This window comes from Lysobacter oryzae DSM 21044 (assembly GCF_059568595.1).
This window is the reverse complement of sequence record NZ_JCANTQ010000013.1, coordinates 116,361-137,518: the sequence shown is the minus strand read 5'-3', so window position 1 is coordinate 137,518 and position 21,158 is coordinate 116,361. Positions and strand designations below refer to the sequence as shown.

General features: G+C 69.5%; 26 protein-coding genes and 1 tRNA gene. 18 read left to right on the top strand and 9 right to left on the bottom strand.

What is annotated here, in order from left to right:
• Positions 1 to 24: 24 nt before the first annotated feature.
• Positions 25 to 101, bottom strand: a tRNA-Met gene (locus BP05_RS12875).
• Positions 102 to 237: 136 nt separating this feature from the next.
• Between BP05_RS12875 and BP05_RS12870 the strand changes: the two genes are divergently transcribed.
• From BP05_RS12870 to bfr, 3 genes are all read left to right on the top strand, one after another.
• Positions 238 to 849 (top strand): RNA pyrophosphohydrolase, encoded by a 612-nt coding sequence (locus BP05_RS12870; RefSeq protein WP_496364081.1) that lies wholly within the window; start codon positions 238 to 240, stop codon positions 847 to 849.
• A gap of 64 nt (positions 850 to 913) precedes the next feature.
• Positions 914 to 1,117 (top strand): (2Fe-2S)-binding protein, encoded by a 204-nt coding sequence (locus BP05_RS12865; protein ID WP_496364079.1) that lies wholly within the window; start codon positions 914 to 916, stop codon positions 1,115 to 1,117.
• A 133-nt stretch (positions 1,118 to 1,250) separates the two neighbouring features.
• Positions 1,251 to 1,721: a bacterioferritin gene (bfr, locus tag BP05_RS12860; RefSeq protein ID WP_496364077.1), complete on the top strand. Its 471-nt coding sequence runs from the start codon at positions 1,251 to 1,253 to the stop codon at positions 1,719 to 1,721.
• A gap of 76 nt (positions 1,722 to 1,797) precedes the next feature.
• Here the strand turns inward: bfr and BP05_RS12855 are convergent, their stop codons facing one another.
• A complete protein-coding gene (locus BP05_RS12855; protein ID WP_496364075.1) occupies positions 1,798 to 2,388 on the bottom strand; it encodes a DUF4126 domain-containing protein in 591 nt (196 codons plus the stop codon).
• Positions 2,389 to 2,551: 163 nt separating this feature from the next.
• On the opposite strand from BP05_RS12855, the gene BP05_RS12850 reads away from it, so the two are divergent.
• The 5 genes from BP05_RS12850 (at position 2,552) to BP05_RS12830 (ending at position 6,341) form a co-directional block, all read left to right on the top strand.
• Complete coding sequence (locus BP05_RS12850) at positions 2,552 to 2,968, top strand: bactofilin family protein (RefSeq protein WP_496364073.1); 417 nt, start codon at positions 2,552 to 2,554, stop codon at positions 2,966 to 2,968.
• An 85-nt stretch (positions 2,969 to 3,053) separates the two neighbouring features.
• Positions 3,054 to 3,773, top strand: a complete 720-nt coding sequence (locus BP05_RS12845) for a DUF6776 family protein (protein ID WP_496364071.1) — start codon at positions 3,054 to 3,056, stop codon at positions 3,771 to 3,773.
• A 55-nt stretch (positions 3,774 to 3,828) separates the two neighbouring features.
• A complete protein-coding gene (gene erpA, locus BP05_RS12840) occupies positions 3,829 to 4,212 on the top strand; it encodes an iron-sulfur cluster insertion protein ErpA (RefSeq protein WP_496364069.1) in 384 nt (127 codons plus the stop codon).
• A 134-nt stretch (positions 4,213 to 4,346) separates the two neighbouring features.
• Positions 4,347 to 5,270: an NAD(+) diphosphatase gene (gene nudC, locus BP05_RS12835; RefSeq protein WP_496364067.1), complete on the top strand. Its 924-nt coding sequence runs from the start codon at positions 4,347 to 4,349 to the stop codon at positions 5,268 to 5,270.
• Between the two features lie 144 nt (positions 5,271 to 5,414).
• Positions 5,415 to 6,341: a hypothetical protein gene (locus tag BP05_RS12830; RefSeq protein ID WP_496364065.1), complete on the top strand. Its 927-nt coding sequence runs from the start codon at positions 5,415 to 5,417 to the stop codon at positions 6,339 to 6,341.
• 57 nt (positions 6,342 to 6,398) lie between these two features.
• Here the strand turns inward: BP05_RS12830 and BP05_RS12825 are convergent, their stop codons facing one another.
• The 3 genes from BP05_RS12825 to BP05_RS12815 all read right to left on the bottom strand — a co-directional run bounded on the left by BP05_RS12825 (position 6,399) and on the right by BP05_RS12815 (position 9,372).
• A complete protein-coding gene (locus tag BP05_RS12825) occupies positions 6,399 to 6,815 on the bottom strand; it encodes a DUF2752 domain-containing protein (protein ID WP_496364063.1) in 417 nt (138 codons plus the stop codon).
• 32 nt (positions 6,816 to 6,847) lie between these two features.
• A complete protein-coding gene (locus BP05_RS12820) occupies positions 6,848 to 7,195 on the bottom strand; it encodes a CD225/dispanin family protein (RefSeq protein WP_496364061.1) in 348 nt (115 codons plus the stop codon).
• A 266-nt stretch (positions 7,196 to 7,461) separates the two neighbouring features.
• On the bottom strand, positions 7,462 to 9,372 hold the full coding sequence (locus BP05_RS12815) for an MFS transporter (RefSeq protein ID WP_496364059.1): 1,911 nt from the start codon (positions 9,370 to 9,372) through the stop codon (positions 7,462 to 7,464).
• 165 nt (positions 9,373 to 9,537) lie between these two features.
• Between BP05_RS12815 and BP05_RS12810 the strand changes: the two genes are divergently transcribed.
• Positions 9,538 to 10,155 (top strand): hypothetical protein, encoded by a 618-nt coding sequence (locus BP05_RS12810; RefSeq protein WP_496364057.1) that lies wholly within the window; start codon positions 9,538 to 9,540, stop codon positions 10,153 to 10,155.
• 106 nt (positions 10,156 to 10,261) lie between these two features.
• Here the strand turns inward: BP05_RS12810 and BP05_RS12805 are convergent, their stop codons facing one another.
• Positions 10,262 to 10,720, bottom strand: a complete 459-nt coding sequence (locus BP05_RS12805) for a hemerythrin domain-containing protein (protein ID WP_496364055.1) — start codon at positions 10,718 to 10,720, stop codon at positions 10,262 to 10,264.
• Between the two features lie 79 nt (positions 10,721 to 10,799).
• On the opposite strand from BP05_RS12805, the gene BP05_RS12800 reads away from it, so the two are divergent.
• Entirely contained in the window at positions 10,800 to 12,014 is a 1,215-nt protein-coding gene (locus BP05_RS12800) for an NAD(P)/FAD-dependent oxidoreductase (protein ID WP_496364053.1), read from the top strand.
• Positions 12,015 to 12,023: 9 nt separating this feature from the next.
• Here BP05_RS12800 and BP05_RS12795 read toward each other — a convergent pair whose 3' ends face one another.
• The gene (locus BP05_RS12795) at positions 12,024 to 12,569 is read right to left on the bottom strand and encodes a cysteine hydrolase family protein (RefSeq protein ID WP_496364051.1); all 546 of its coding nucleotides are present in this window, start codon (positions 12,567 to 12,569) and stop codon (positions 12,024 to 12,026) included.
• Positions 12,570 to 12,650: 81 nt separating this feature from the next.
• Positions 12,651 to 13,550, bottom strand: a complete 900-nt coding sequence (locus tag BP05_RS12790) for an AraC family transcriptional regulator (RefSeq protein WP_496364049.1) — start codon at positions 13,548 to 13,550, stop codon at positions 12,651 to 12,653.
• A gap of 112 nt (positions 13,551 to 13,662) precedes the next feature.
• Between BP05_RS12790 and BP05_RS12785 the strand changes: the two genes are divergently transcribed.
• From BP05_RS12785 to BP05_RS12755, 7 genes are all read left to right on the top strand, one after another.
• The gene (locus tag BP05_RS12785) at positions 13,663 to 14,406 is read left to right on the top strand and encodes an SDR family oxidoreductase (RefSeq protein WP_496364047.1); all 744 of its coding nucleotides are present in this window, start codon (positions 13,663 to 13,665) and stop codon (positions 14,404 to 14,406) included.
• Positions 14,407 to 14,489: 83 nt separating this feature from the next.
• Positions 14,490 to 15,608, top strand: coding sequence for an ATP-binding protein (locus BP05_RS12780; protein ID WP_496364045.1), 1,119 nt, complete (start codon positions 14,490 to 14,492; stop codon positions 15,606 to 15,608).
• A gap of 162 nt (positions 15,609 to 15,770) precedes the next feature.
• The gene (locus tag BP05_RS12775) at positions 15,771 to 16,889 is read left to right on the top strand and encodes an ATP-binding protein (RefSeq protein WP_496364043.1); all 1,119 of its coding nucleotides are present in this window, start codon (positions 15,771 to 15,773) and stop codon (positions 16,887 to 16,889) included.
• A 298-nt stretch (positions 16,890 to 17,187) separates the two neighbouring features.
• Positions 17,188 to 17,502: a TM2 domain-containing protein gene (locus BP05_RS12770; RefSeq protein ID WP_496364041.1), complete on the top strand. Its 315-nt coding sequence runs from the start codon at positions 17,188 to 17,190 to the stop codon at positions 17,500 to 17,502.
• Complete coding sequence (locus BP05_RS12765) at positions 17,499 to 17,903, top strand: hypothetical protein (RefSeq protein ID WP_496364039.1); 405 nt, start codon at positions 17,499 to 17,501, stop codon at positions 17,901 to 17,903. Before BP05_RS12770 ends, BP05_RS12765 begins: the two co-directional genes overlap by 4 nt.
• Positions 17,904 to 17,954: 51 nt before the next feature.
• Positions 17,955 to 18,764 carry a restriction endonuclease gene (locus BP05_RS12760; protein ID WP_496364037.1) on the top strand — a complete coding sequence of 270 codons (810 nt, stop codon included), beginning with the start codon at positions 17,955 to 17,957 and terminating at the stop codon, positions 18,762 to 18,764.
• A 66-nt stretch (positions 18,765 to 18,830) separates the two neighbouring features.
• Positions 18,831 to 19,415 carry an excalibur calcium-binding domain-containing protein gene (locus BP05_RS12755; protein WP_496364035.1) on the top strand — a complete coding sequence of 195 codons (585 nt, stop codon included), beginning with the start codon at positions 18,831 to 18,833 and terminating at the stop codon, positions 19,413 to 19,415.
• Between the two features lie 221 nt (positions 19,416 to 19,636).
• On the opposite strand, the gene BP05_RS12750 is transcribed toward BP05_RS12755, so the two are convergent.
• Positions 19,637 to 20,017, bottom strand: a complete 381-nt coding sequence (locus BP05_RS12750; protein ID WP_496364033.1) for a hypothetical protein — start codon at positions 20,015 to 20,017, stop codon at positions 19,637 to 19,639.
• Positions 20,018 to 20,409: 392 nt separating this feature from the next.
• On the opposite strand from BP05_RS12750, the gene BP05_RS12745 reads away from it, so the two are divergent.
• A complete protein-coding gene (locus BP05_RS12745) occupies positions 20,410 to 20,877 on the top strand; it encodes a hypothetical protein (RefSeq protein ID WP_496364031.1) in 468 nt (155 codons plus the stop codon).
• Positions 20,878 to 21,158: the final 281 nt, after the last annotated feature.

The following is a 21,158-nucleotide window of genomic DNA, read 5'->3' as shown; positions in this document are numbered from 1 at the left end:
GGGGCTTTTTCTTGACTGGAGGAATGGTGGCTATGGGTGGACTCGAACCACCGACCCCAGCATTATGAGTGCTGTGCTCTAACCGGCTGAGCTACATAGCCACGCGGATGCGATTCCCGCAGCGAGCCGCGAATTATTCCGGCTCGGCCAGCTCCCGTCAATCCTTCGCCGCCTTGCTTGTCCGCCGCGGGGCCGCGTGGCAGAGTCGGTCGCAGTGCATTAGTTGGAGTCCGCATCGTGATCGATCCGGACGGTTACCGACCTAACGTCGGCATTGTGTTGATGCATCCGGACGGCCGGCTGTTCTGGGCCCGCCGCGTGCATCGTGACGGCTGGCAGTTCCCACAGGGCGGGATGAACAGCGACGAGACGCCGCTGGAGGCCATGTATCGCGAATTACGCGAAGAAACCGGCCTGTTGCCAGAACATGTCGAGGTCCTCGGCGCCACCCCCGGCTGGCTCCGCTACCGCCTGCCGCAACGCGCGATCCGCCGCCAGGACCGCCTCGTGTGCATCGGACAGAAGCAGGTCTGGTTCCTGCTGCAGCTGATGGGGCAGGAGAGCGACCTGCGCCTGGACCTGACCGACAAGCCCGAATTCGACCACTGGCGTTGGGTCGATTTCTGGTACCCCGTCGAGCATGTGGTGACCTTCAAGCGCGGCGTGTACAGCAGCGCCCTGCGCCATCTCGCCCCGGTGGCGCGCCAGGTCGCCGGGGTACAGGCGGTGCCGATGCCGGGGCCGGACCTCGTGCGCGATCCGCGCCGCAACTCCGGCCGCAACCGCCTGCGGCCGCGCTCGCGGGCGGATTCGCAGGCCCGCGGCGGGTCTGAGCCCTCGTCTAATTGACAATCATTCTCATCCATGGCGGAATATCGCCGCGGCCGACCCGGCTGCGATCATTAGATCCGCCATGTACGTCTGCATCTGCAACGGAGTCACCGATCGCGACATCCGCCAGGCCGCGGAGGCCGGATGCCGCAGTGTGGCCGAACTCACCATGCGCACCGGCGCCGGCGCGGCCTGCGGCAGTTGCCTGGATCTGGCGGCGCAGTTGCTCGACGAAGCCCGCGCCGTGCACGAGCTTCCACTGCCGGTCCTGTCCCAGGCCGCCTGATTCCAGCGACTTCATTGTTCCCGCCGGCGCCTAGCGGTCATAGCCCCGTCCGGCGGATGCGTTCGATTCGCGTTTCGCCACTTTGCCGGCGCCCGGACTAGAGTCCGGCAACGAATCCGCACGGAGCACCGCCATGAAGGGCGACGCCAAGGTCATCGAATACCTCAACAAGGCGCTCTACAACGAGTTGATTGCCATCAACCAGTACTTCCTGCACGCCAGGATGCTGAAGAACTGGGGGCTCAAGGAACTCGCCGAACATGAGTACCACGAGTCGATCGACGAGATGAAGCACGCCGACAAGCTGGCCGAGCGCATCCTGTTCCTCGAGGGGCTGCCCAACTTCCAGAACCTTGGCAAGCTGCGCATCGGCGAAGGCCCGCGCGAAGTGCTCACCTGCGACCTCGCCCTCGAGCTCGATGCCCTGCCCATGCTGCGCGAGGGCATCGCCTACTGCGAAAGCATCAAGGACCTGGTCAGCCGCCGCCTGCTGGTGGACATCCTCGAATCCGAGGAGGAGCACATCGACTGGATCGAAACGCAGCTCGCGTTGATCGACCGCGTCGGCGAGCAGAACTACCTGGCGATGAAGATCGAAGGCTGAGCGCGACCGCCGGGCCCATGAAAAACGCCGCCGCGAGGTGGCGTTTTTCGTTTGCGTGCCCGGTGCGTGGTCGACGCTAGGCCGTCGACGCCCCATTGGCCGGCGGCCGCCGCCGGAACAGCTTGCGCCAAGCCCACCACAACGCCAGCGCGAAGACCGCGGTGATGAACACCACGATCGACAGCGCCAGCCACGGATGCGCGAACACCAGGGCCAGTCCGCCCACGGTGGCCACGTCCTCGGTTACCGATGCGGTCCAGTTGGTGACCGGTTCCGGCGAGGTGTTGAGCAGGGCACGCGAACCCGCCTTCAGCGCATGGCTGGTGAGGGCGACGCCGGCACCGGCAGCGAGCGCGCCAGCGCCCAGGTGCCCGTCCGGCGACAGCGTGGCCGCCGCCAGGAACGCGCCCGCCGGCACCCGCAGCAGCGTGTGCAGCAGGTCCCAGCCCGAATCCACGCCCGGGATCTTGTCGGCAAAGAACTCGGCCGCGGCCAGGGCGCCGGAGACCCCGATCACCCACGGCGACTGGGTTACCTGCAGGGCGGTCGGCAGCTCCAGCCAGCCCAGGGCCCCGGCCAGGCCGACCCCGAACACCGTGAGGTAGACGCGGATGCCCGCCAACCAGGCCAGCACGACGCCAATTGCGAACAGGTGCGCATCCGACATGGCCGTCTCCCAATAAAATAGGCTCGCCGACTCCGCCGCGAGTATAGGGGAAGGGGATTGCCGCCCGGTCCGGCCCGGGTGGCTGCTGCGCCGCGGTTCATGCGCGCCGCGCCGGCGCCGGACGTTCCACTGCCCGGGACGGTTCCTTCAATTGGGGAAAACCATGTTCAAGAAAGACAAGAAGTCGACCGTCGCCCCCGGCCAGGTCGATACCCTGATCGGCCCGCAGGTGGTCATCCGCGGTGATTTCCATTTCGCCGGCGGCCTGTACGTCGAGGGCCGCATCATCGGCAAGGTCATCGCCAGCAACGGCGAGCCCGCCCAGGTCACCATCGCCGAATCCGGCGTGATCGAAGGCGAAGTGCGCGCGCCGAACGTCGTCATCAACGGCCAGCTGGTCGGCGATGCCCATGGCGAACTGGTCGAGATGCACCCCAAGGCCCGGGTCAATGGCAACGTGCACTACAAGGTGATCGAGATGATCGCCGGCTCCACCCTGACCGGCCGCCTGATCCATACCGAGACCGTCGCCGTGCATGACAACGTCACGCCGATCACGCCGGACGTGGCCGTCGCCTGAACCTCGCGCGGCCCGGTCCGGGCTGCTGGCCACAGCGTTACCGCCGGCACACACCGGCGGCGGCCGATGCGGCTAATCTCGGCGCATGTATCAACGCCAGCAAACTTCCTGGTTGGGCGAGCACTGGGGCGTCCTCGTCATGGGCCTGCTCTTCCTCGCCGCGCTCGCCTTCGGCGGCTGGGGCCTGTGGCAGGTGTTCTCGCCGGTTTCGGGCGATCCGCGCGCGCAGATCGCCACGCTCCGCCGCGAGACAGGCAACCTGCAGGACGAAGCCGAACAGCTGCGCCAGCGCGTCGCCACGCTCACCCGCTCCGACCAGATCAGCCGCGACGCCAATCGCGACTTGCAGGGCGCGCTGGCCGATCGCGACGAGGAAATCGCCGGCCTCCGAGCCGATGTCGCCTTCTACGAGCGCCTCGTCGGCGCTACGGCCCAGCGTCGCGGCCTCACCGTGCACGCGCTGAAGATGCAGCAGCAGAACGGCTCGGCCTGGCACTTCACCAGCACGCTGACCCAGAACCTCAATCGCGGCGCGATCAGCGAAGGCGTGCTGACGCTCTCGGTCGAAGCCACGCGCGGCGGCAAGCTGCAGAAGCTGGCCTGGACCGACCTGCGCCAGCAGTCCGCCGCGCCGGGCGTGGTGTATTCGTTCAAATACTTCCAGCAGGTGGAAGGCGATGTCTTCCTGCCCGCCGACGTGACCCCGGCCAAGGTCACGGTGCGGCTGCAGCCGCGCTCGGGCGCGCCGATCGAGCAATCGTTCACCTGGGCCGAGGCGGTGCGCGGCCAGACCGTGGCCGAATAGGCCTGGTCAGGCCCATTGGGTTGAATGCACGGCGCCCGCGCCCCATTCTGGGGGCATGAGCCAGAGCATCACCCCCGTCGAAACCCTCGCGCCCGACTACCAGGCGCTCGAGCGCCCGCTGCAGTTCACCTCCGCCGCCGCCGCCAAGGTGCGCGAACTGATCGCGGAGGAAGGCAACCCCGACCTCAAGTTGCGCGTGTACATCCAGGGCGGCGGCTGCTCCGGCTTCCAGTACGGCTTCGAGTTCGACGAGCAGCAGGGCGAGGATGACCTTGCCGTGCGCACCGATGGCACGACCCTGCTGGTCGATCCGCTCAGCCTGCAGTACCTGATGGGCGCGGAAGTCGACTACACCGAGAGCCTGCATGGCGCGCAGTTCGTGATCCGCAATCCGAACGCGAAGACGACCTGCGGGTGCGGGTCCTCGTTCTCGGCGTAAGGACGGCTATCCCTGGCGGCGTCGCCATTGGCGCGAGGCGTCGCGAAGCAAGGCCGATGAGGGCGCGACCCTGGTCGCACCGGCCATCCCTCCATCGCCGATAATCCGCGCACCCTAACGTCGCGAATCGCCCGATGCCCGCATCCCCGTTCGCCTTCGTTGAAACCGACGCCGTCCGCGCCGCGCTCGACCGCGCCGACCACCTGCGCACCGACGACGACGCGCTGACGCGGCTGTGGCCGCAGGCGCGCATCGTGCTGCTCGACGAGAACGGCCATGCCTTCGCCGACGACCAGCGTCGCCTGCTCGCGCCTACCGGTGCGCGCCTGAGCGAAGGGCCCGGTGGCGTGGGTGCCGCGGTCTTCCTCGGCGTCGATCCCGACAACCAGGCCTGGTTCGCGCTCGATGCCGCGCTCACCGCATTCCAGGCGCCGCAACGCACCGACCTGCGCAGCGCCGCCACGCACTGGCCACACTTCGAAGCGTCGGTGTTCGCACAGGCGCGCGCCGTGCAGCACTGGCGCCAGCGCCATCGCCACTGCGGCGTCTGCGGTGGCGCGCTGGTGTATTCGCGCGGTGGCTGGCTGGGCACGTGCACGCAGTGCAGGGCCGAGCACTACCCGCGTACCGATCCCGCGGTGATCGTCGCCGTCAGCGATGGCGAACGCCTGCTGCTCGGCCGCCAGAACAGCTGGCCGGCGCGCCGTTACTCGACCATCGCCGGCTTCGTCGAGCCGGGCGAATCGCTCGAACACACCGTCGCCCGCGAAGTGCTCGAGGAAACCGGCGTGCGCGTGAAGTCGTGCCGCTACCTCGGCTCGCAGCCGTGGCCGTTCCCGAGTTCGCTGATGCTCGGCTTCGTCGCCGACGCGCATCCGGATACGCCGCGCAGCAGCGACGAGCTCGAGGACGCGCGCTGGTTCACCCGCGAGGAAGTCCGCGAAGCGCAGGCGCGCGAAGCCGACCCCGCCCGCGACGATGGCACCGGCCTGCTGGTGTCGCCGCGGCTGTCGATCGCGCGCTGGCTGATCGACCTGTGGGCGGAGGGCGTGCGCTGAGCGCACGCGGCATGTCCGCCACCGTCGCGATGTCCACTATGACGCTCCGCCCGCGTTGGTCCAGGCAGGTAGGGCAAGCGACCGGCTAGAATTGGACGCGCCGTCCGCCCCGCTCGTCGAGCGACCGTCCGCAAGGATCCGTCCATGGCCGTCACCCTGCTCGCCGTAGTCGCCGCCCTGGTCATCGGCCACATGGCGCAGTCGCTCGCGGCCGCGGTGCGCCACTTCGACTGGTACGCCAGCTGGCTCGACTGGCTCGATGCCCAGTTCCCGGAAGGCAGCTTCTGGCGCGGCCGCTGGGGCATCGCACTCGCGCTGGCGCCGCCGTTGCTCGCGGTGCTGTTGTTCCAGCTCGCGCTGCGGCATCCGCTGTACGGCCTGGTCGGCGTGCTGTTCGCCGTCGCCGTGCTGTTCTATGCATGGGGGCCGCGCGACCTCGACCTCGACATCGACGCGATCGTGGATGCCCCCGATGCCGCGACCCGGCGCGAAGCGATGGCCAGGCTGTGGCCCGACGCGCCGCCGCTCACCATCGATGGCGGCGCGCTGGTGTCGGCGGTGTTCCAGAATGCGCTGCGCCGCTGGTTCGGGGTGCTGTTCTGGTTCCTCGTGCTCGGACCGTGCGGCGCGCTGCTCTATCGCCTCGTCGCGCTGTCCGGCGAAGGCGCCTATGCGCGCAAGCTGCCGATGGAAACCCGCGCCGGCGCGGCCACCCTGCTCAAGCTGCTCGACTGGCCCGTCGCGCAACTGCTCACGCTGGCGCTCGCGCTGGTGGGCAACTTCGATACCGTCCTGGGCGCATGGCGCGAAGCCGGCGGTGCGGCATTCACCCTGGATCACCGCTTTCTCGACGCCGCCGGGCGCGCCAGCGTGCGCACCGAACTGGCCGAGGAAGCCGCGGACTATGCGGACGACAACGGCGTTGTCGCCACGCCGCCGCCTTCGCCCAGCACGGTCATGACCGCGACCGACCTGCCCGAACTGCGCGATGCGATGAGCCTGGTGTGGCGCAGCCTGCTGGTGTGGCTGGCGGTGCTGGCGCTGTTCGTGATCGCGGGCTTCGTCGCGTAAGTGGCGTGGGCCAGCGGTTCGCCCGCCGCTGATGCAGTCGCCGACCGGTAACTTGCCTTAAAGCAACCCGCCGGGCGCGAGCCACTCGAAGCTCGGCAGGTTGCGCACGATGCCGAACAGCAGCAACGCGCCGATCCACCAGCGGCCATCGAAGGCGAGGCGGGCGATGCCACCGGGCAGCAGCACGCGCTGCAAGGCTCCCTGCAGCGCCATCAGCGCGAGCAAGGGCAGGCTCAGTACCAGCAATGGATTCATCGCCAGCGCGCGCCACAGGTCGAAATGCACCAGCGCATGCAGGGCGCGGGTGATGCCGCAACCGGGGCAATACCAGCCGGTGATGTCGTGGAACAGACACGACGGGAACCAGCTTCCCGCCGTGTTCGGATCGAACGCGCGCAGCAGCCACACGCCCAGCGCCACCGTGATGACCGCGGTGGCGGTCAGCGCGGGGCGGGATTGCAGGGGCGAGGGCATCACGCGCATGTTCGAGCGGCCGCCGCTGCGGATCAGCGACGCTCCATCTGCTCGGCCCAGTTCTTCCAGTACTGCGCGCCGTCGTAGCCGGCGATGCGCATGCCGATGTTGATCAGCAGGCCCAGGATGCACAGGCCGGTGGTGATCTGGCACCACAGCTTGGCTTGCTTGGACGCGTTCTCGGCGCCGGCGCGGTCGCCCGCCGACAGCTTGCTGTTGACCTGGGCGGCGAACACGATCGCCACCACGCCCGGAATCGTGCCGACGACGCAGCACAGGCACAGCGAGGCGACGGTGATCAGGATCGCCCAGACCAGGTAATTCGGAACTGCTCCGTACGACTGCGCTTGTTCCGGCGGAAATGACGGCGGTGTGCTCATGGCGTGTCCCCTCAGACGTTGGTGGATGGATCCCCTGTGGGCCGTGCGGCCCTGGCCGGCATCCTAGCAGCGCGCGTTCGGCAGCGTCACCGCGACAAGGGCGACAAAACGCAGTGCATCACGCGTGTCCCTTGCTGCAAGCGCAAGGTCAGGACGACACAAGCGTCCGATCCACAACCCGCGGCATGGCGATGCGAACGAGGGACGTCCCGCAACACCTCAACACTGCGCACCGCGGCGCCGGCAATGGCAGTCCCGCCGCCGGCTTACGCCGCATCCCCCCGCAACACCCGCACCTTCGCTTCCAGCACCTCAGCGGACGCCAGGAACGGATCCATCGCCGCATCCGCGACCACGTCCACGTGCGCGCGGAACCGCCGCGGCACGCGCATGCGTCCCAGGCGTCCGTCGCGGTGGCTCCACATGCTCGTCCACATGCCGCGCAGCGCCATCGGGATCACCGGCACCGGCCGGCGCTCGAGGATCTTTTCCACGCCCGACTTGAACTTCGCGATGTCGCCGTCCCTGGTCAGCGCGCCCTCGGGAAAGATGCCGACGATCTCGCCCTCCGCCAGCGCCGCATCGATCGCGTCGAACGCGCGCTGCATCACCGCGGGATCCTCGCGCGCCCCCGCGATTGGGATCGCCTTGGCGGTGCGGAAGATCCAGCTCATTACCGGGATGCGGAAGATCTTGTAGTACATGACGAAGCGCACCGGCCGCGGGATGCTCGCCGACAGGATTAGTGCGTCCATGTAGCTGACGTGGTTGCACACCAGCAGCGCCGGGCCCTCGTCGGGCACGTGCTTCTCGATGCCGTGCAGCTTCAGCCGGTACAGCGTGCGCACCAGCAGCCAGCTGACGAAGCGCATCGCGAACTCGGGCACGATGGTGAAGATCCAGATCGCCACCAGCGCATTGACGATGGCCAGGGCCAGGAACAGCTGCGGGATCGACCAGTGCAGCAGCCGCTGCGCGGCGATGCCCACGCCCGCGGCCAGCACGATGAAGAACGCGTTCTGGATGTTGACCCCGGCGATCACCCGCGACAGCTCGCCCTTGGGCGTGCGGCTCTGGATCAGCGCGAACAGCGGCACCAGGAAGAAGCCGGCGAATACGCCGATGCCGACCAGGTCCATCACGATCCGCCACGCCCCCGGCTGGCGCAGGAAGCCCGCGGCATCCAGTCCCGCCACCGGCGCCACGCCGCTGCGGGCGAAGTACAGGTCGAGCAGGAACCCGGTCATGCCGATCGCGCCCATCGGCACCAGGCCGATCTCGACCGTGCGTGCCGACAGCTTCTCGCACAGCAGCGAGCCCACCCCGGTGCCGACCGAGAACAGCGCCAGCGTCAGGATGTAGATCGTCGCGTCGTCGCGCGGCGCGCCCAGGTGCAGCTCGGCGTAGGTCGGCAGGTTGGAGGTAATCACCGTGCCGAAGAACCAGAACCACGACACCCCCAGCACCGAGTTGCGCACGCCAAGCTGGCGGCGGGTGAGGCGCATGATCTGCAGCGACTCGTGCCACGGGTTCCAGTCGATGCGCAGGTCCGGCGCGCCGGCTTCCGCGCGCGGGATGAAGCGGCTCACCACGTTGCCGGTGATCGCCAGCAGCACGATGGCGATGGCCGCGACCACGGGCCCGTGCGCACCAGCGAGCTGGAAGATCAGCCCGCCGGCCAGCATCCCGGCGAGGATCGAGATCGACGTGCCCATCTCGACCAGGCCATTGCCGCCGGTGAGTTCCTCCGGCTTGAGCACCGCGGGCAGGATCGAGTACTTCACCGGCCCGAACAGCGTCGACTGCACCCCGGTCGCGAACAGCGCCGCCAGCAGCACCACCATGTTCTGGGTGACGAAACCGATCGCCGCCACCGACATGATCACGATTTCCATCGTGGTGGTGATGCGGATCAGCTTCGACTTCTCCAGCTTCTCCGCGATCTGCCCGGCCGTGGCCGAGAACAGGAAGTAGGGGAGGATGAAGATCGCCGGCGCGAGGTTGGTGTAGAGCGTCTTGTCCTCGGGACTGACCGCGAGGAAGCCGAGCAGGCCGATGATCGCCAGCCGGTACACGTTGTCGTTGAAGGCGCCCAGCGACTGGGTCAGGAAGAACGGCAGGAAACGTCGCTGCCGAAGCAGGTCGAACTGAGAGTGCCTACTGGAATCTGGTGCCATGAAGCCCCCGCGGAATGGCGCGAGCCTAGCAAATGCCCGCGTCCGCGCGCCTGCGCCGCGCGCTGTACTCCGCTGGCGGCCTCACCCATCGCGGTGGCGACGAATTCGGGCCGGGCCGCTCGGCCCAGCGCGTTTGCCTTGCTGCATCCCCAACGGAAGGCCGCCATGAACAAGCCGTTCCCACCCAGTCTCGTGCTCAAGCCCGCGCTGCTCGTCGCCGCGCTGTTCGCCATCGCTCCGATCGCCCACGCCGAGAAGGTGCTGGTGCAACCCGGCGAGATCGGCCGGGTCATGAACTCCGCGCTGCCGCGCCCGGTGATCGCCGGCTCGTACATGCTGGTCGCCAGCCCGAATGGTTCCGACGACAAGAACGTCGGCGGCGCCTGCCTGGTGTTCCAGGAAGTCGCCAGGGTCCGCGCCTGCAGCAGCAATGCCGACTGCATGCCCAAGTCGACCAGCGCGGCCGGCAAGGGCGCCGACATCCCCGCGAACTGGCACGGCTACTGCGCGCTGTCCGTGCCGCGCGCGTCGGCGTGCTGGTACCGGCCCGGGCCCCAGCCCGCCTTCTGCGATGTCGGCCGCACCCTGGTGCGCGACCAGAAGATGCGCGTGCCCGCGGCCGGATTCGTGGACGTGCATCCCGCCCAGGTGGGCAGGCAGCCGGTGCGCTGGCGGGTGATCACCTGCCAGAACCTCACGCCGGGCGGCTGTGCCGGCGCGGCGTCGGTGGAAGGCGTCGACAAGCGCACGCTGTATGGCCGCAGCAGCGTGCTCACGCCCTGAGCGCACGCCCTCGTTCGAACCAGCGTTTGCATCACGGCCGGCCTCAGGCAGCCGCACCGCGCCAGGATCTGGCGCGGTGCGGCGCCCCCTCCTTCCCCTCGAAGCCTTACTCCGCCGCTAGCGTCCGGTGCATGCGCGCGTAATCGCGCCGGTAGCGCCCGGCCAGGCGCGTCTTCTGCGTCGCGCTCAGCACCTTGCCCGACATCTGGAAGAACTTGCTCTCCTCCTCGCGCAGGTGGTGGTGCACGCACTTGGACAGCTCGCGCGCGGTATCGAGCCACGCCTTCTCATCCGGGTCGAGCTTCTGCAGGTCCTCGACCAGCTCGTCGATCTGGTGGTGCTCGTGCAACGCATGCCGCGTGGACACCAGGCCCGCGTCGTCCATCAGCATCGGCGCGTAGAGGAAACGCTCCTCCGCCGCCTCGTGCGCCTGCAGCTCGTGGCGCAACGCGGTGAACAGCTCGATGCGCTCGCGCGTGCCGGGCTTGGAGCGCAGCAGACGGCGGCACAGCCCGCGTTGCAGCTCGTGGCTCTCGTGCAGGGCCTGGTAGAGCGGGGCGGTCATACGGCCTCCTGGCGGGCTTGACCGTGCCTGCACCGGCGGCCGTCCAGGCTCGGCGCACTGGCGGTCGCGGCGGGCACGCATGGATCTCAAGAGCGGGTATCCCTTCTGGGCCGTGAAGAACGGGTTGATGCACGCCTTCCCGCCCCTGCGCGCCGACCTGCGCTGCGAGGTCGCGGTGGTCGGCGGCGGCATCACCGGCGCGATCATCGCCCGCGAACTCGCCGCGCACGGCCACGCCGTGGCCGTGCTGGAACAGCGCGACATCGCCTGGGGCAGCACCGCCGCCAGCACCGCGCTGCTGCAGTACGAGATCGACACCCACCTCACCGAACTCATCGGCCTCGTCGGCGAAGCCGACGCCGTGCGTGCCTACCGCGCCTGCGTCGACGCCATCGACGAGCTGCAGGCGATCGCCCGTGCGGTGCGCGACGTCGGCTTCGACCGCTGCAGCAGCCTGTACTTCGCCAGCCGGCGCTGGCACCGCGGCGCGCTCCAGGACGAGTGCGCGCTGCGGGCCCGCCACGGCCTGCCGGTGCAGTGGCTCGCGCGCGCAGCCCTGCGCGAACGCTTCGGCATCGACGCGTCCGGCGCGATCCTCAGCACCGCCGCCGCGCGCCTGGACCCGTACCGCTGCGCCGTGCGCGTGCTGCAGCAGCTCGAACGCGACGGCATCCCCGTGCACGACCGCACCACCGTCGCGCGCATCGAACCGCACGCGCGCAGCGTCACCCTGCACACCGCCGATGGACAGCGCGTGCACGCCGCCCACGTCGTACTCGCCACCGGCTACGCCGCGCAGCAGTGGCTCGACCAGCGCGTCGCCAGCAACCGCAGCAGTTATGCGGTGGCGACCGATCCGCTCGACCGTGCCGCGCTCGGCCCGCTGGCCGACACCCTGGTGTGGGAAACCGCGCGCCCGTACCTCTACCTGCGCAGCACCGCCGACCACCGCCTGGTCATCGGCGGCGAGGACGATGCCATCGACCTGCCGGCCCGCCGCGACCGCCGGGTCGAACGCAAGGCGCGCAAGCTGTTTCGGCGCGTGCACCGGCTGCTGCCGCAGCTGGCGCTGAAGCCGGCGTTCGCCTGGGCCGGCACCTTCGCCGAGACCCGCGACGGCCTGCCGTTCTTCGGCCCGCATGCGCAGCACGGCCCGCGCCTGCACTTCGCCATGGCCTACGGCGGCAACGGCATCACCTACTCGGTGATCGGCGCCGGCATCCTGCGCGCGCGGATCGAACGCCGCCGGCATGCGCTGGCGGAGCTGTTCGGTTTCGAACGCCTGCAGCGCTGAACGCTCGGCTCAGGCGTCGATCCGCGCACACCCGCACACCTGCACCTCCATGGCGCGCAGCACCGCCAGCGCATTGCGATGCCGCAGCGGGGTCAGCGCGGCGGTGCCGTCGCTGGCCACGACGGTGTCCAGTTGCCGCATGCGCGCGCCCACCGCGCTGGCGAGCACGCACTGGTCGGTGGCGATGCCGGTGACGATCACCCGCTGCACGCCCAGCTGCGCGAGCAGCACCTCCAGCGGCGTGTTGTAGAACGCCGAGTGCTGCGGCTTGAGGATGCTGTAGTCGTCCTGCTCGGGCGGCAGCGCCTGCACCAGCGGCGCGCCGGTGACGCCGGGCTGCGAGCAGATCGCCACCAGCTGGCGGAAGTCCTCCTGCCAGTGGGTGAAGTTGTCGTTGACGAAGACCGCCGGCACGCCCCGTGCCTTCAGCCGCGCGCGCAGCCTGGCGATGCGCCGGGCCGCCGGCAGCGCATGGGTGAGCAGGCGCCGGCCCTCGGGAAAATCCAGGGCATTGATCATGTCGATGATCAGCAGCGCGCTGCGCGGGCGGGGCATGGGCGCGAACGTCGGGAGCGATGCGCGCAGGGTCGCGGAAGCGGGGACAGGTGGGCGTGAAGCCGCGGTGCCTGCCAACCCTTATACGATCCCGCGCGCATACCGCCCCGGCGCCACCCCGACATGCCGCGCGAACGCGGTGCTGAACGTGCTCGCCGAGCCATAGCCCACGCGCTCGGCCACCGCCGCCACGCCGGCCTCGCCGCGCCGCAGCAGGTCCTTCGCCACCGCCATCCGCCACGCCAGCAGGTACTCCATCGGCGCCATCCCGACCGTGCGCATGAAGCGCTCGAAGAACGCCGAGCGCGACAACGCCGCCGCCTTCGCCATCTGCGCCACCGTCCACGGCCGCGCCAGGTGCCGGTGCAATTGGCGCATCGCGGGCGCCAGGCGCGCATCGGCGAGGCCGCGCAGCAGGCCCGGCGGTGCGTCCTCGGCCGGCGCCGACCGCAGCGCCTCGATCAGCAGCAGCTCCACCAGCCGCGCCAGCACCAGTTCCTGGCCAGCGCGCCTGGTCGCCGTTTCCTCGGCGACGAAGCGCACCAGTTGCGCCAGCCGCGCTACCCCGCGCACGTGCAGCACCGTCGGCAGCAGCGACACCAGCAGCGCCGGGTCCGGCGAATCGAACACGAAGTAGCCGCCGAGCAGGCGCACGTCGGGGCGCCCGCCACGGCTGCCATGACGGACTTCGCCGCCGGGCGCGGGCGTGGTCTTGGGATCGATGCGCACCGGCGTCACCGGCTCGAAGCCCGACATCGCGAACCCCGGCGTCGCCGGCAGCAGCACGAAATCGCCGGCGTCCAGGGTCAGCGGCCGATGCCCATCCACCGCCAGCAGGCAGCGCCCTTCCAGCACCGCGCAGAAACTGGGCTGGCCGAATTCCGAATAGCGCACGCCCCAGCGCCCGGCGCCGCTGATGCGCTTGGAGAACACCGCGCGCGGCTGCATCAGCGCCACCACTTCCGACAACGGATCGCTCATGGCCGGACTCCTCCTTGGACGCTCGCCAAAGAAATGCGGACGCAGCACTGTAGATCGTCCATCCAGCGCTCGCCATAGTCCTCGCACCCCCACCGCGATGCGAGTCCAACCCATGAAAACCGTCCTCATCACCGGCTGTTCCTCCGGCTACGGCCTGCAGACCGCGCGCCACTTCCACGACCAGGGCTGGCACGTCATCGCCACCATGCGCGTGCCGCGCGACGGCCTGCTGCCGCAGTCGCCGCGCATGCGCCTGCTCCCGCTCGACGTCACCGACGCTGCCAGCATCGCCGCGTGCCTGGGCGCCAGCGGCCCGATCGACGTGCTGGTCAACAACGCTGGCATCGGCCTGCTCGGCGCGTTCGAAGCCACGCCGATGGCCACCGTGCGCGAGGTGTTCGAGACCAATACCTTCGGCGTGATGGCGATGACCCAGGCCGTGCTGCCGCAGATGCGTGCCCGCCGCGGCGGCGTCGTGGTCAACGTCAGCTCCAGCGCCACCTTCGTGCCGATGCCGCTGGTCGCCGTGTACACCGCCAGCAAGACCGCGGTGGAAGGCTTCACCGGCTCGCTCGCGCACGAGCTGGCGCAGTTCGGCGTGCGGGTGAAACTGGTCGAGCCCGGCTACGGCTCCGACACCCGCTTCAGCGAGAACGGCGGCGCCCGCATGCACGGCCTGATCCCCGAGGCGTATGCGCCCTACGCCCAGCGTGTGTTCGCCGGCTTCGCCCAGCCGGCCGCGGTGACCACCGCGCAGGACGTCGCCGAGGTCGTGTGGTGTGCCGCCAACGACCCGAGCGACCAGCTGCATTTCCCCGCCGGTCCCGACGCGGTCGCCCTCGCGCGCGCCGGCTGAGCGGCGCGCCCCCCGGCGCGGGGGGGCTCGCGGCCCCCGGCAATGGCTTAGGATGGCCCCGGGCTTTCGCGGGGGAAGACGGCATGCAAAGCAGGCTGGCGGACTTCATCGAGCACCACGCCGAGGCGATCGTCGAGGACGCGATCCGTTTCGCCCGGTCGGTGAGCGTCGCCGCGGCGATGGACGACGCCGCGTTGCGCGACCACCTGCCGGACATCGTCACCGCGATCGTCCTCGACCTGCGCACGCCGCAGACCCGCGAAGAGGAAATCGCCAAGTCCCAAGGCCGCGCCGTCGCGCCGCTCGGGCACCCGCGCTCGGCCGCGGGCACCCACGCCCTGCACCGCGCCCACAGCGGCTACACCATCGCCAACCTGGTATCGGAGTACCGCGCGCTGCGCGCATCGGTGCTGCGCCTGTGGGCCGACGCGCCCGAGCACGAGTCGGCCTCGCCCGACGAGATCACCCGCTTCAACGAGGCCATCGACGAGGCCATCGCCGAATCCGTCAGCCACTACTCGGTCGAAGTGGAGCGCTGGCGCAACGTGTTCCTGGGCGTGCTGGGCCACGACCTGCGCAGCCCGCTCGGCGCGATCCTGATGACTTCCGAGCTGATCGCGCGCATGGCCATCGACGCCCCGATCGCCGAAGCCGCGCAACGCCTGATCCGCAGCGGCGAGCGCATGCGCGCGCTGCTGGACAACCTGCTGGTCTACAACCGCGCGCAGATCGGCATCGGCTTCAACGTCGAGAAGGCCGACGTCGATCTCGTCCGCGCCTGCCGCGACGAGGTCGAGCTGCTGCAGGCCTCGATGCCCGAGGTGCGCATCCACTTCAAGGCACCCGCCACGCTGCGCGGCATGTACGACGCCGGGCGCGTGCGTGAAGCGCTGTCCAACCTGGTGGTGAATGCGCAGAAGTACGGCACGCGCAATGCCGACATCCACGTCGAGCTGCGCGACGACGGCACCGGCGCCGAGCTCACCGTCGACAACGCCGGCGTCGACATCACCCCTGAAACCCTGGGACTGATGTTCGAACCGCTGCGCCGCGGCGGCATCGTCGGCGGCGAGGCGGAACGCGCCAGCCTCGGCCTGGGCCTGTTCATCGTGAACCAGATCGCCCTGGCCCATCAGGGCAGCATCCACGCCGAATCGCAGCACGGGACGACCACCTTCAAGTTGCGCTTGCCGCGCGGCTGAAGCGGCAATCGCGCGCAGCCAGCGCCGGACGCGTCCAGCGCCAACACTGCAACAGCCACCTGTCCCCCCTGAGGGACGCGTCGCCGCGATGGCAGGCGCCCTGCGGCCGTTCCACCCACGCCAATGGCATAGGATGGCCCTTGGCTTCCGTGGGCGATACCGATGAACAGCAGCTTGGCCGACTTCATCGAGCACCACGCCGAAGCGATCCTCGAAGACGCCATCAAGTTCGCCCGGTCGGTGGACGTGGGCACGCCGCTGGACGACAAGGAGCTGCGCGACCACCTGCCCGACATCGTCGCGGCCATCGTCGCCGACCTGCGCACGCCGCAGACCCGCGCCGAGGAAATCGAGAAGTCCGAAGGCCGCGCGGTGGCGCCGCTCGGGCACCCGCGCTCGGCCGCGGGCACGCACGCCCTGCATCGCGCCCACAGCGGCTACAGCGTCTGCCACCTCGTGTCGGAGTACCGCGCCCTGCGCGCATCGGTGCTGCGCCTGTGGGCGGACGCGCCCGACGGCGAATCCGCCCCGCGCGAGGAGATCAGCCGCTTCAACGAGGCCATCGACGAGGCGATCGCCGAGTCGGTGGTCCATTACGCCGAAGAAGTGGAGCGCTGGCGCAACATCTTCCTCGGCGTGCTCGGCCACGACCTGCGCAGCCCGCTCAGCGCCATCGTCATGACCTCCGAGATGATCGCGCGCATGGCGGTCGGCGCCCCGATCGCCGACGCCGCGCAACGCCTGATCCGCAGCGGCGATCGCATGCGCGAGCTGCTGGACAACCTGCTGGTGTACAACCGCGCGCAGATGGGGCTCGGCTTCCAGGTCCACAAGGCCGACGTCGACCTCGCCCAGGCCTGCCGCGGCGAGATCGAGATGCTGCAGGCCGCGATGCCCGAGCTGCGCATCCACTTCCAGTCGCCCGCATCGCTGCGTGGTCAGTTCGATGCCGGCCGCATCCGCGAGGCGCTGTCCAACCTGGTGGTCAACGCGCAGAAATACGGCACCCGCAATGCCGACATCCACGTCGCGCTGCGCGAAGCCGGCAGCGACGCCGAGCTGAGCGTCGCCAATGCCGGCGACGACATCGGCCGCGAGACCCTGGACCTCATGTTCGAACCGATGCGCCGCGGCGGCGTCGCCACCGGCGAGTCCGAGCGCGCCAGCCTGGGGCTGGGACTGTTCATCGTGAACCAGATCGCCCTGGCCCATCAGGGCAGCATCCGCACCGAATCGCAGCACGGCACCACCACGTTCACGTTGCGCTTGCCGCGGGGCTGAGCGCATGACGAGCAGCAGCGATCTTTGAGTAGCGAGGTCGCCTCGTCCGCGGACACCACCGCAACCACGCCGGCCGCGGACGTCTAGGAATTTTTCTTAGGCTACCGACAGGCACGCCATCCGCGCGCTCGCCGCAGGCATGATTGAACCGAGGGCGCACGGCTGGGGAGCCGTGCGCAGGGGCAATGCATGGGGAGACAACGGCCTGCCTGCTCCCGACTCAAGCCGTCGTCGACGCCTGGGGTGCGCTCCACAGCCAACACGCCAGGGCAACACCATCCAACAACAGGGGAACGCCATGAACAATGCGGTTTCAATGCCGGGGGCCTTTTGCTACGCCTGCGGCCGCGGTGTCGACGTGCGGGCCGAGATCTGTCCCAGCTGCGGAGTCCGGCAGCGGCGCGCCGCGGGCCACAAGAGCCGCATCGCAGCGGCGCTGCTGGCCTTCTTCCTCGGCGGCTTCGGCATCCACAAGTTCTACCTCGGCCGCGTCGGCTGGGGCATCGTCTACCTGCTGCTGTGCTGGACCTTCATCCCCGCGATCGTCGCCTTCATCGAGTTCATCGTGTACTTGTGCACGTCGGACGAGGCCTTCGCGGCGAAGTACGGATGAGAACCGCGGCGCTCGTCGTACTGCTGCTACTGGGCGCCTTCGCGCCCACGCATGCGCAGCTGCATGTGACCCGGCCCAAAGCCACGCCGCGTGTGCAGGTGCCGGCCCGCGCGCGTACGCTGCCGCCGCTGGACTGCAAGGCGATGGCGGCGCAATGGCGTGAGCCGTGGATGCGGGACGTGTGCGAAAAGAGCAACTACGACTTCGGTACGCACTATGCGCGCGTCTACGGCATGCCACGGCCTTCGCGCGACGTGGTCTCGCTGCCGGCGCACGGCTCGCCGCAGGCCAAAGCCTACGGCGTCGCCTGCATCGGGCAACTGGCCATGCGGCGATTGCCCAACGGCTGGGAGCAACTGCGCGACCGCGAGGGCAATTACCTGCGCTGCCGGGAGCTGTAGGCGATGTCGGGCCGGAGGAACCGGATCCACCGCGACGACGCACTCTCGCGCGTGAGCTGGCAGGAGCTGGAACATCTGCTGGCGGCGCACTACCGCGGGCAGGGCTACGACGTCGACCATGTCGGCACGGGAGCCACGGCGGGGCGCTACGACGGTGGCATCGACCTGAAGCTGCGCCGCGAGGGCGAGTACGTCGTGGTCCAGTGCAAGCACTGGAACGCGTGGCAGGTGGCACACAACGACGTGCACCAGCTGCTCGGGATCATGGTGAACGAAGGCGCGACCGGGGCGATCCTGGCCAGCAGCGGCGAGTTCACCCGCGCCGCACGCGAAGCGGCGGCGCGGCAAGGGCATGTGCAGCTCGTCGATGGCGATGCGCTGCGCCGGATGCTCGGACCGCAGCTGGAGTCAGCGCGAGTCCCGGTGCAACCGCCGGTCGAACCCGATTACATGTCGAGCCAGCCGGCGCAAACCACCCCGCGGGAGCCGATCGTTGTCCGCTCTTCGGGAAGCGGTCGCAGCGCGTCCGGACGGCGATCGCCCGACTCCAGCCTCCCATCGTGGGCGCTCGCGCTGTTCGGCCTGCTCGCGTTTGTGCTGCTGACACGCGCGCTGCTGGTGCGCACTGCGGGGTCGGCCGGCCGCGCGGCACACGCCGCTGCATCGGTGCGAGCGCCACCCATGCTTCCGGCCCCACAGGGGCCGCCGCCCAAGCTGATGGAGGAGGCCGGCGATGCGTTCGCTCCGCCGCTGCAGGACCCGGCGCCGTCCGCCGCGCCCACGGCGGAAGATCTGCGCGAGGCGAAACGACGCGCGGACGAGGCGGCCAAGGTGCTCGAGGATTCGACACCGGAAATGTAGGCGGCACGCTCCAACATTCGAACCGCGCCGCTTGCAGGCGGCGCAACAACCACAGGAGGCACGCCCATGCGGCATCACGGAATCCTGGTCAGGTGGAACGACGAGCGCGGGTTCGGCTTCATCGCCCCCGACCAGCCGGGCGATGAGATCTTCGTGCACATCTCCGCCTTCCCGCGCGACGGCATGCGGCCGCGCATCGACGAAGCCCTGTCGTTCGAGATCGAACAGGGCGACGTGGGCACGAAGCGCGCAATCCGGGTGCAGCGGCCGGGTGCCCGCACCAGTGCAGCCAGATCGCGCGCCCGCGCGACCCGCCCGGTGGCGCGCAATCCGATCGCCGCGGTGCTGGGGCTGCTGGTGGTGGGAGCGATCGGCGTGTTCGCCTACGACGCGATCAGCTCGCGCCAGGCCGACGCAGGCGCGTACTCGTCTGCAGCTCCTGCACCTGCCGCAGTTCGGGCAGCTCCGACGGTACCGGCAGCAGCCAGCAGCCGCGGTTTCGACTGCGACGGCTGCACCCATTGCTCACAAATGAGTTCGTGCGCCGAGGCGACGTACTTCATCCAGCATTGCCCGGGGACGGAGATGGACGGTGACCGCGATGGCGTGCCGTGCGAACAGCAGTGGTGCCAGGTCGACTCGGCCTGGTAGCGCGCAGGATGGATTAAGCGAATACGTAGGATGGGTTGAGCGAAGCGATACCCATCGCGCAACAATCCGGCGCGCGACGTGATGGGGTTCGCTGCGCTCACCCCATCCTACGAAGGCGCGGCGCGTGTTGTCAGACGCACCCATCCGCAGAAGAAAACCATTGCGCCGACAAACGAAGGCCCGCTTGCGCGGGCCTTCGCATGAATGCCGCAAACGCGGGCTTACTTCTTGACCTCGTCGGCCTTCTGCTCCGCCTTGTCCGCGACGTTCTGCGCGGCATCGGCGGTGTTCTGCGCGGCGGTCGCGGTGGCGTCGGCGGCCTTGGCGGTGGCTTCGGCCGCGGCGGCCTTGGCGGCATCGGCGGCATCGGCGGCGGCGGCGCCGACTTCGCCCGCCGCCTCGCCGGTGGCGGCGGCGGCGGCTTCGACGCCCTGCTGCGCGGCTTCGCCGGTGGCCTGGGCGGCCTCGCTGGCGGACTGCGCGGCCTGGTCGGCGGCGGACTGAGCCTGGGCGGCCTCGTTCTGCGCGGTCGGGGTTTCGTTCTTGCACGCCGACAGGGCCAGGACGGCGGCGGCGAGGAGCACGGTGAGCTGGGTGTTCATGCGGTGTCTCCAAAAGGATGGTGGGAAAAAGCGCGGTCGTGCTGCGGGAATTGGATCTACGGCATCAGGCTTCGCACCTGGGGGAGGGAATCCTGCGGCGAGCCTACTGCGGGCCTTGTGGATGCCGGGCATACGCAGCGCGCCACTCCCGGCCCGATCCCTTCTCCCGGCTGAATTCCCACCCGTCTCCCGCCGCAGCGGGAAGAAGGTGGCGCGCCGCGCCGGATGGGGCCGCCGTTGCCTCGATCGACGCAATCGGTCAAAACTCCACCCGCTCCCTCGCCGACCCGTTCGGCCATGGGCCACCGCACGGAACGCGGCGGAGCAACGGACCGTCCGGCCCAGCCCTCGCGGGCATGCCCGGACTCGCTAACGGACATAAGGAATAGCCAATGCAGAACCTGGTTTCGCTCAACCTGACGGCGCAGGACCTCGCCGACACCGACGCCGCCATCGCCACCCTGCGCCGCGTCTTCGCCCAGATGATCGCCCTGCAGCCCAGCCAGCGCCGCGACCTGTACAAGATGGGCGACAAGTCGGAGGTCTTCTGCCGGCAGACGCTGTCGGTGCTGGCCGCCAACCCGCAGATCATCCCGCCCAGCCTCAACCTCGCCGAAGCCCAGGCCGACCTCGCCGCCTTGGACCAGCTACGCCCGCGCCTGCAGCAGCTGGAGCAACTGGTCGAACGCGCCGACGACACCGCCCTGGCCCTGGGCAGCGACATCATCACCGTCGCCCTGGAGGGCTACGGCCTGCTCAAGGTGTCGGGCAAGAACGAGGCCCTGAAGGGCGCCCGCAAGGAGCTGTCCGCCCGCTTCGCCAAGGGCAGCAAGGCCGCGGAGCCCGTTGCCGCGGCCTGAGGCCGGCGCGGAATAGCCGTTGACTGATGGAGCCTGGCGGGTGAGGCGGGGGAGCCTCATCCGCTGGGCTTTTTGCTTGGTGGGCCGCGCAAATCGCTCGAAACGGTGAGGCGGAGAGCCTTTGACGTGAGCCGAATGGCCTTGACGTTGAAGCAATGTGCCTCGACGTTGCGGCAGGGGAGCTTGGACGTCGAAGCAATCTGCATAAGCGTCAAATCGCCACGCTTCAACCTCTGAAGCAAAATGCCTCATCGATGCGGCCTCGAACGTCATCGGGATTG

Coding starts and splice junctions, on each gene's coding strand:
- BP05_RS12865 (WP_496364079.1), top strand. CDS start 914: ATGTACGTCTGCATCTGCAACGGAGTCACCGATCGCGACATCCGCCAG.
- bfr (WP_496364077.1), top strand. CDS start 1,251: ATGAAGGGCGACGCCAAGGTCATCGAATACCTCAACAAGGCGCTCTAC.
- BP05_RS12855 (WP_496364075.1), bottom strand. CDS start 2,388: ATGTCGGATGCGCACCTGTTCGCAATTGGCGTCGTGCTGGCCTGGTTG.
- BP05_RS12850 (WP_496364073.1), top strand. CDS start 2,552: ATGTTCAAGAAAGACAAGAAGTCGACCGTCGCCCCCGGCCAGGTCGAT.
- BP05_RS12845 (WP_496364071.1), top strand. CDS start 3,054: ATGTATCAACGCCAGCAAACTTCCTGGTTGGGCGAGCACTGGGGCGTC.
- erpA (WP_496364069.1), top strand. CDS start 3,829: ATGAGCCAGAGCATCACCCCCGTCGAAACCCTCGCGCCCGACTACCAG.
- nudC (WP_496364067.1), top strand. CDS start 4,347: ATGCCCGCATCCCCGTTCGCCTTCGTTGAAACCGACGCCGTCCGCGCC.
- BP05_RS12830 (WP_496364065.1), top strand. CDS start 5,415: ATGGCCGTCACCCTGCTCGCCGTAGTCGCCGCCCTGGTCATCGGCCAC.
- BP05_RS12825 (WP_496364063.1), bottom strand. CDS start 6,815: ATGCCCTCGCCCCTGCAATCCCGCCCCGCGCTGACCGCCACCGCGGTC.
- BP05_RS12820 (WP_496364061.1), bottom strand. CDS start 7,195: ATGAGCACACCGCCGTCATTTCCGCCGGAACAAGCGCAGTCGTACGGA.
- BP05_RS12815 (WP_496364059.1), bottom strand. CDS start 9,372: ATGGCACCAGATTCCAGTAGGCACTCTCAGTTCGACCTGCTTCGGCAG.
- BP05_RS12810 (WP_496364057.1), top strand. CDS start 9,538: ATGAACAAGCCGTTCCCACCCAGTCTCGTGCTCAAGCCCGCGCTGCTC.
- BP05_RS12805 (WP_496364055.1), bottom strand. CDS start 10,720: ATGACCGCCCCGCTCTACCAGGCCCTGCACGAGAGCCACGAGCTGCAA.
- BP05_RS12800 (WP_496364053.1), top strand. CDS start 10,800: ATGGATCTCAAGAGCGGGTATCCCTTCTGGGCCGTGAAGAACGGGTTG.
- BP05_RS12795 (WP_496364051.1), bottom strand. CDS start 12,569: ATGCCCCGCCCGCGCAGCGCGCTGCTGATCATCGACATGATCAATGCC.
- BP05_RS12790 (WP_496364049.1), bottom strand. CDS start 13,550: ATGAGCGATCCGTTGTCGGAAGTGGTGGCGCTGATGCAGCCGCGCGCG.
- BP05_RS12785 (WP_496364047.1), top strand. CDS start 13,663: ATGAAAACCGTCCTCATCACCGGCTGTTCCTCCGGCTACGGCCTGCAG.
- BP05_RS12780 (WP_496364045.1), top strand. CDS start 14,490: ATGCAAAGCAGGCTGGCGGACTTCATCGAGCACCACGCCGAGGCGATC.
- BP05_RS12775 (WP_496364043.1), top strand. CDS start 15,771: ATGAACAGCAGCTTGGCCGACTTCATCGAGCACCACGCCGAAGCGATC.
- BP05_RS12770 (WP_496364041.1), top strand. CDS start 17,188: ATGAACAATGCGGTTTCAATGCCGGGGGCCTTTTGCTACGCCTGCGGC.
- BP05_RS12765 (WP_496364039.1), top strand. CDS start 17,499: ATGAGAACCGCGGCGCTCGTCGTACTGCTGCTACTGGGCGCCTTCGCG.
- BP05_RS12755 (WP_496364035.1), top strand. CDS start 18,831: ATGCGGCATCACGGAATCCTGGTCAGGTGGAACGACGAGCGCGGGTTC.
- BP05_RS12750 (WP_496364033.1), bottom strand. CDS start 20,017: ATGAACACCCAGCTCACCGTGCTCCTCGCCGCCGCCGTCCTGGCCCTG.
- BP05_RS12745 (WP_496364031.1), top strand. CDS start 20,410: ATGCAGAACCTGGTTTCGCTCAACCTGACGGCGCAGGACCTCGCCGAC.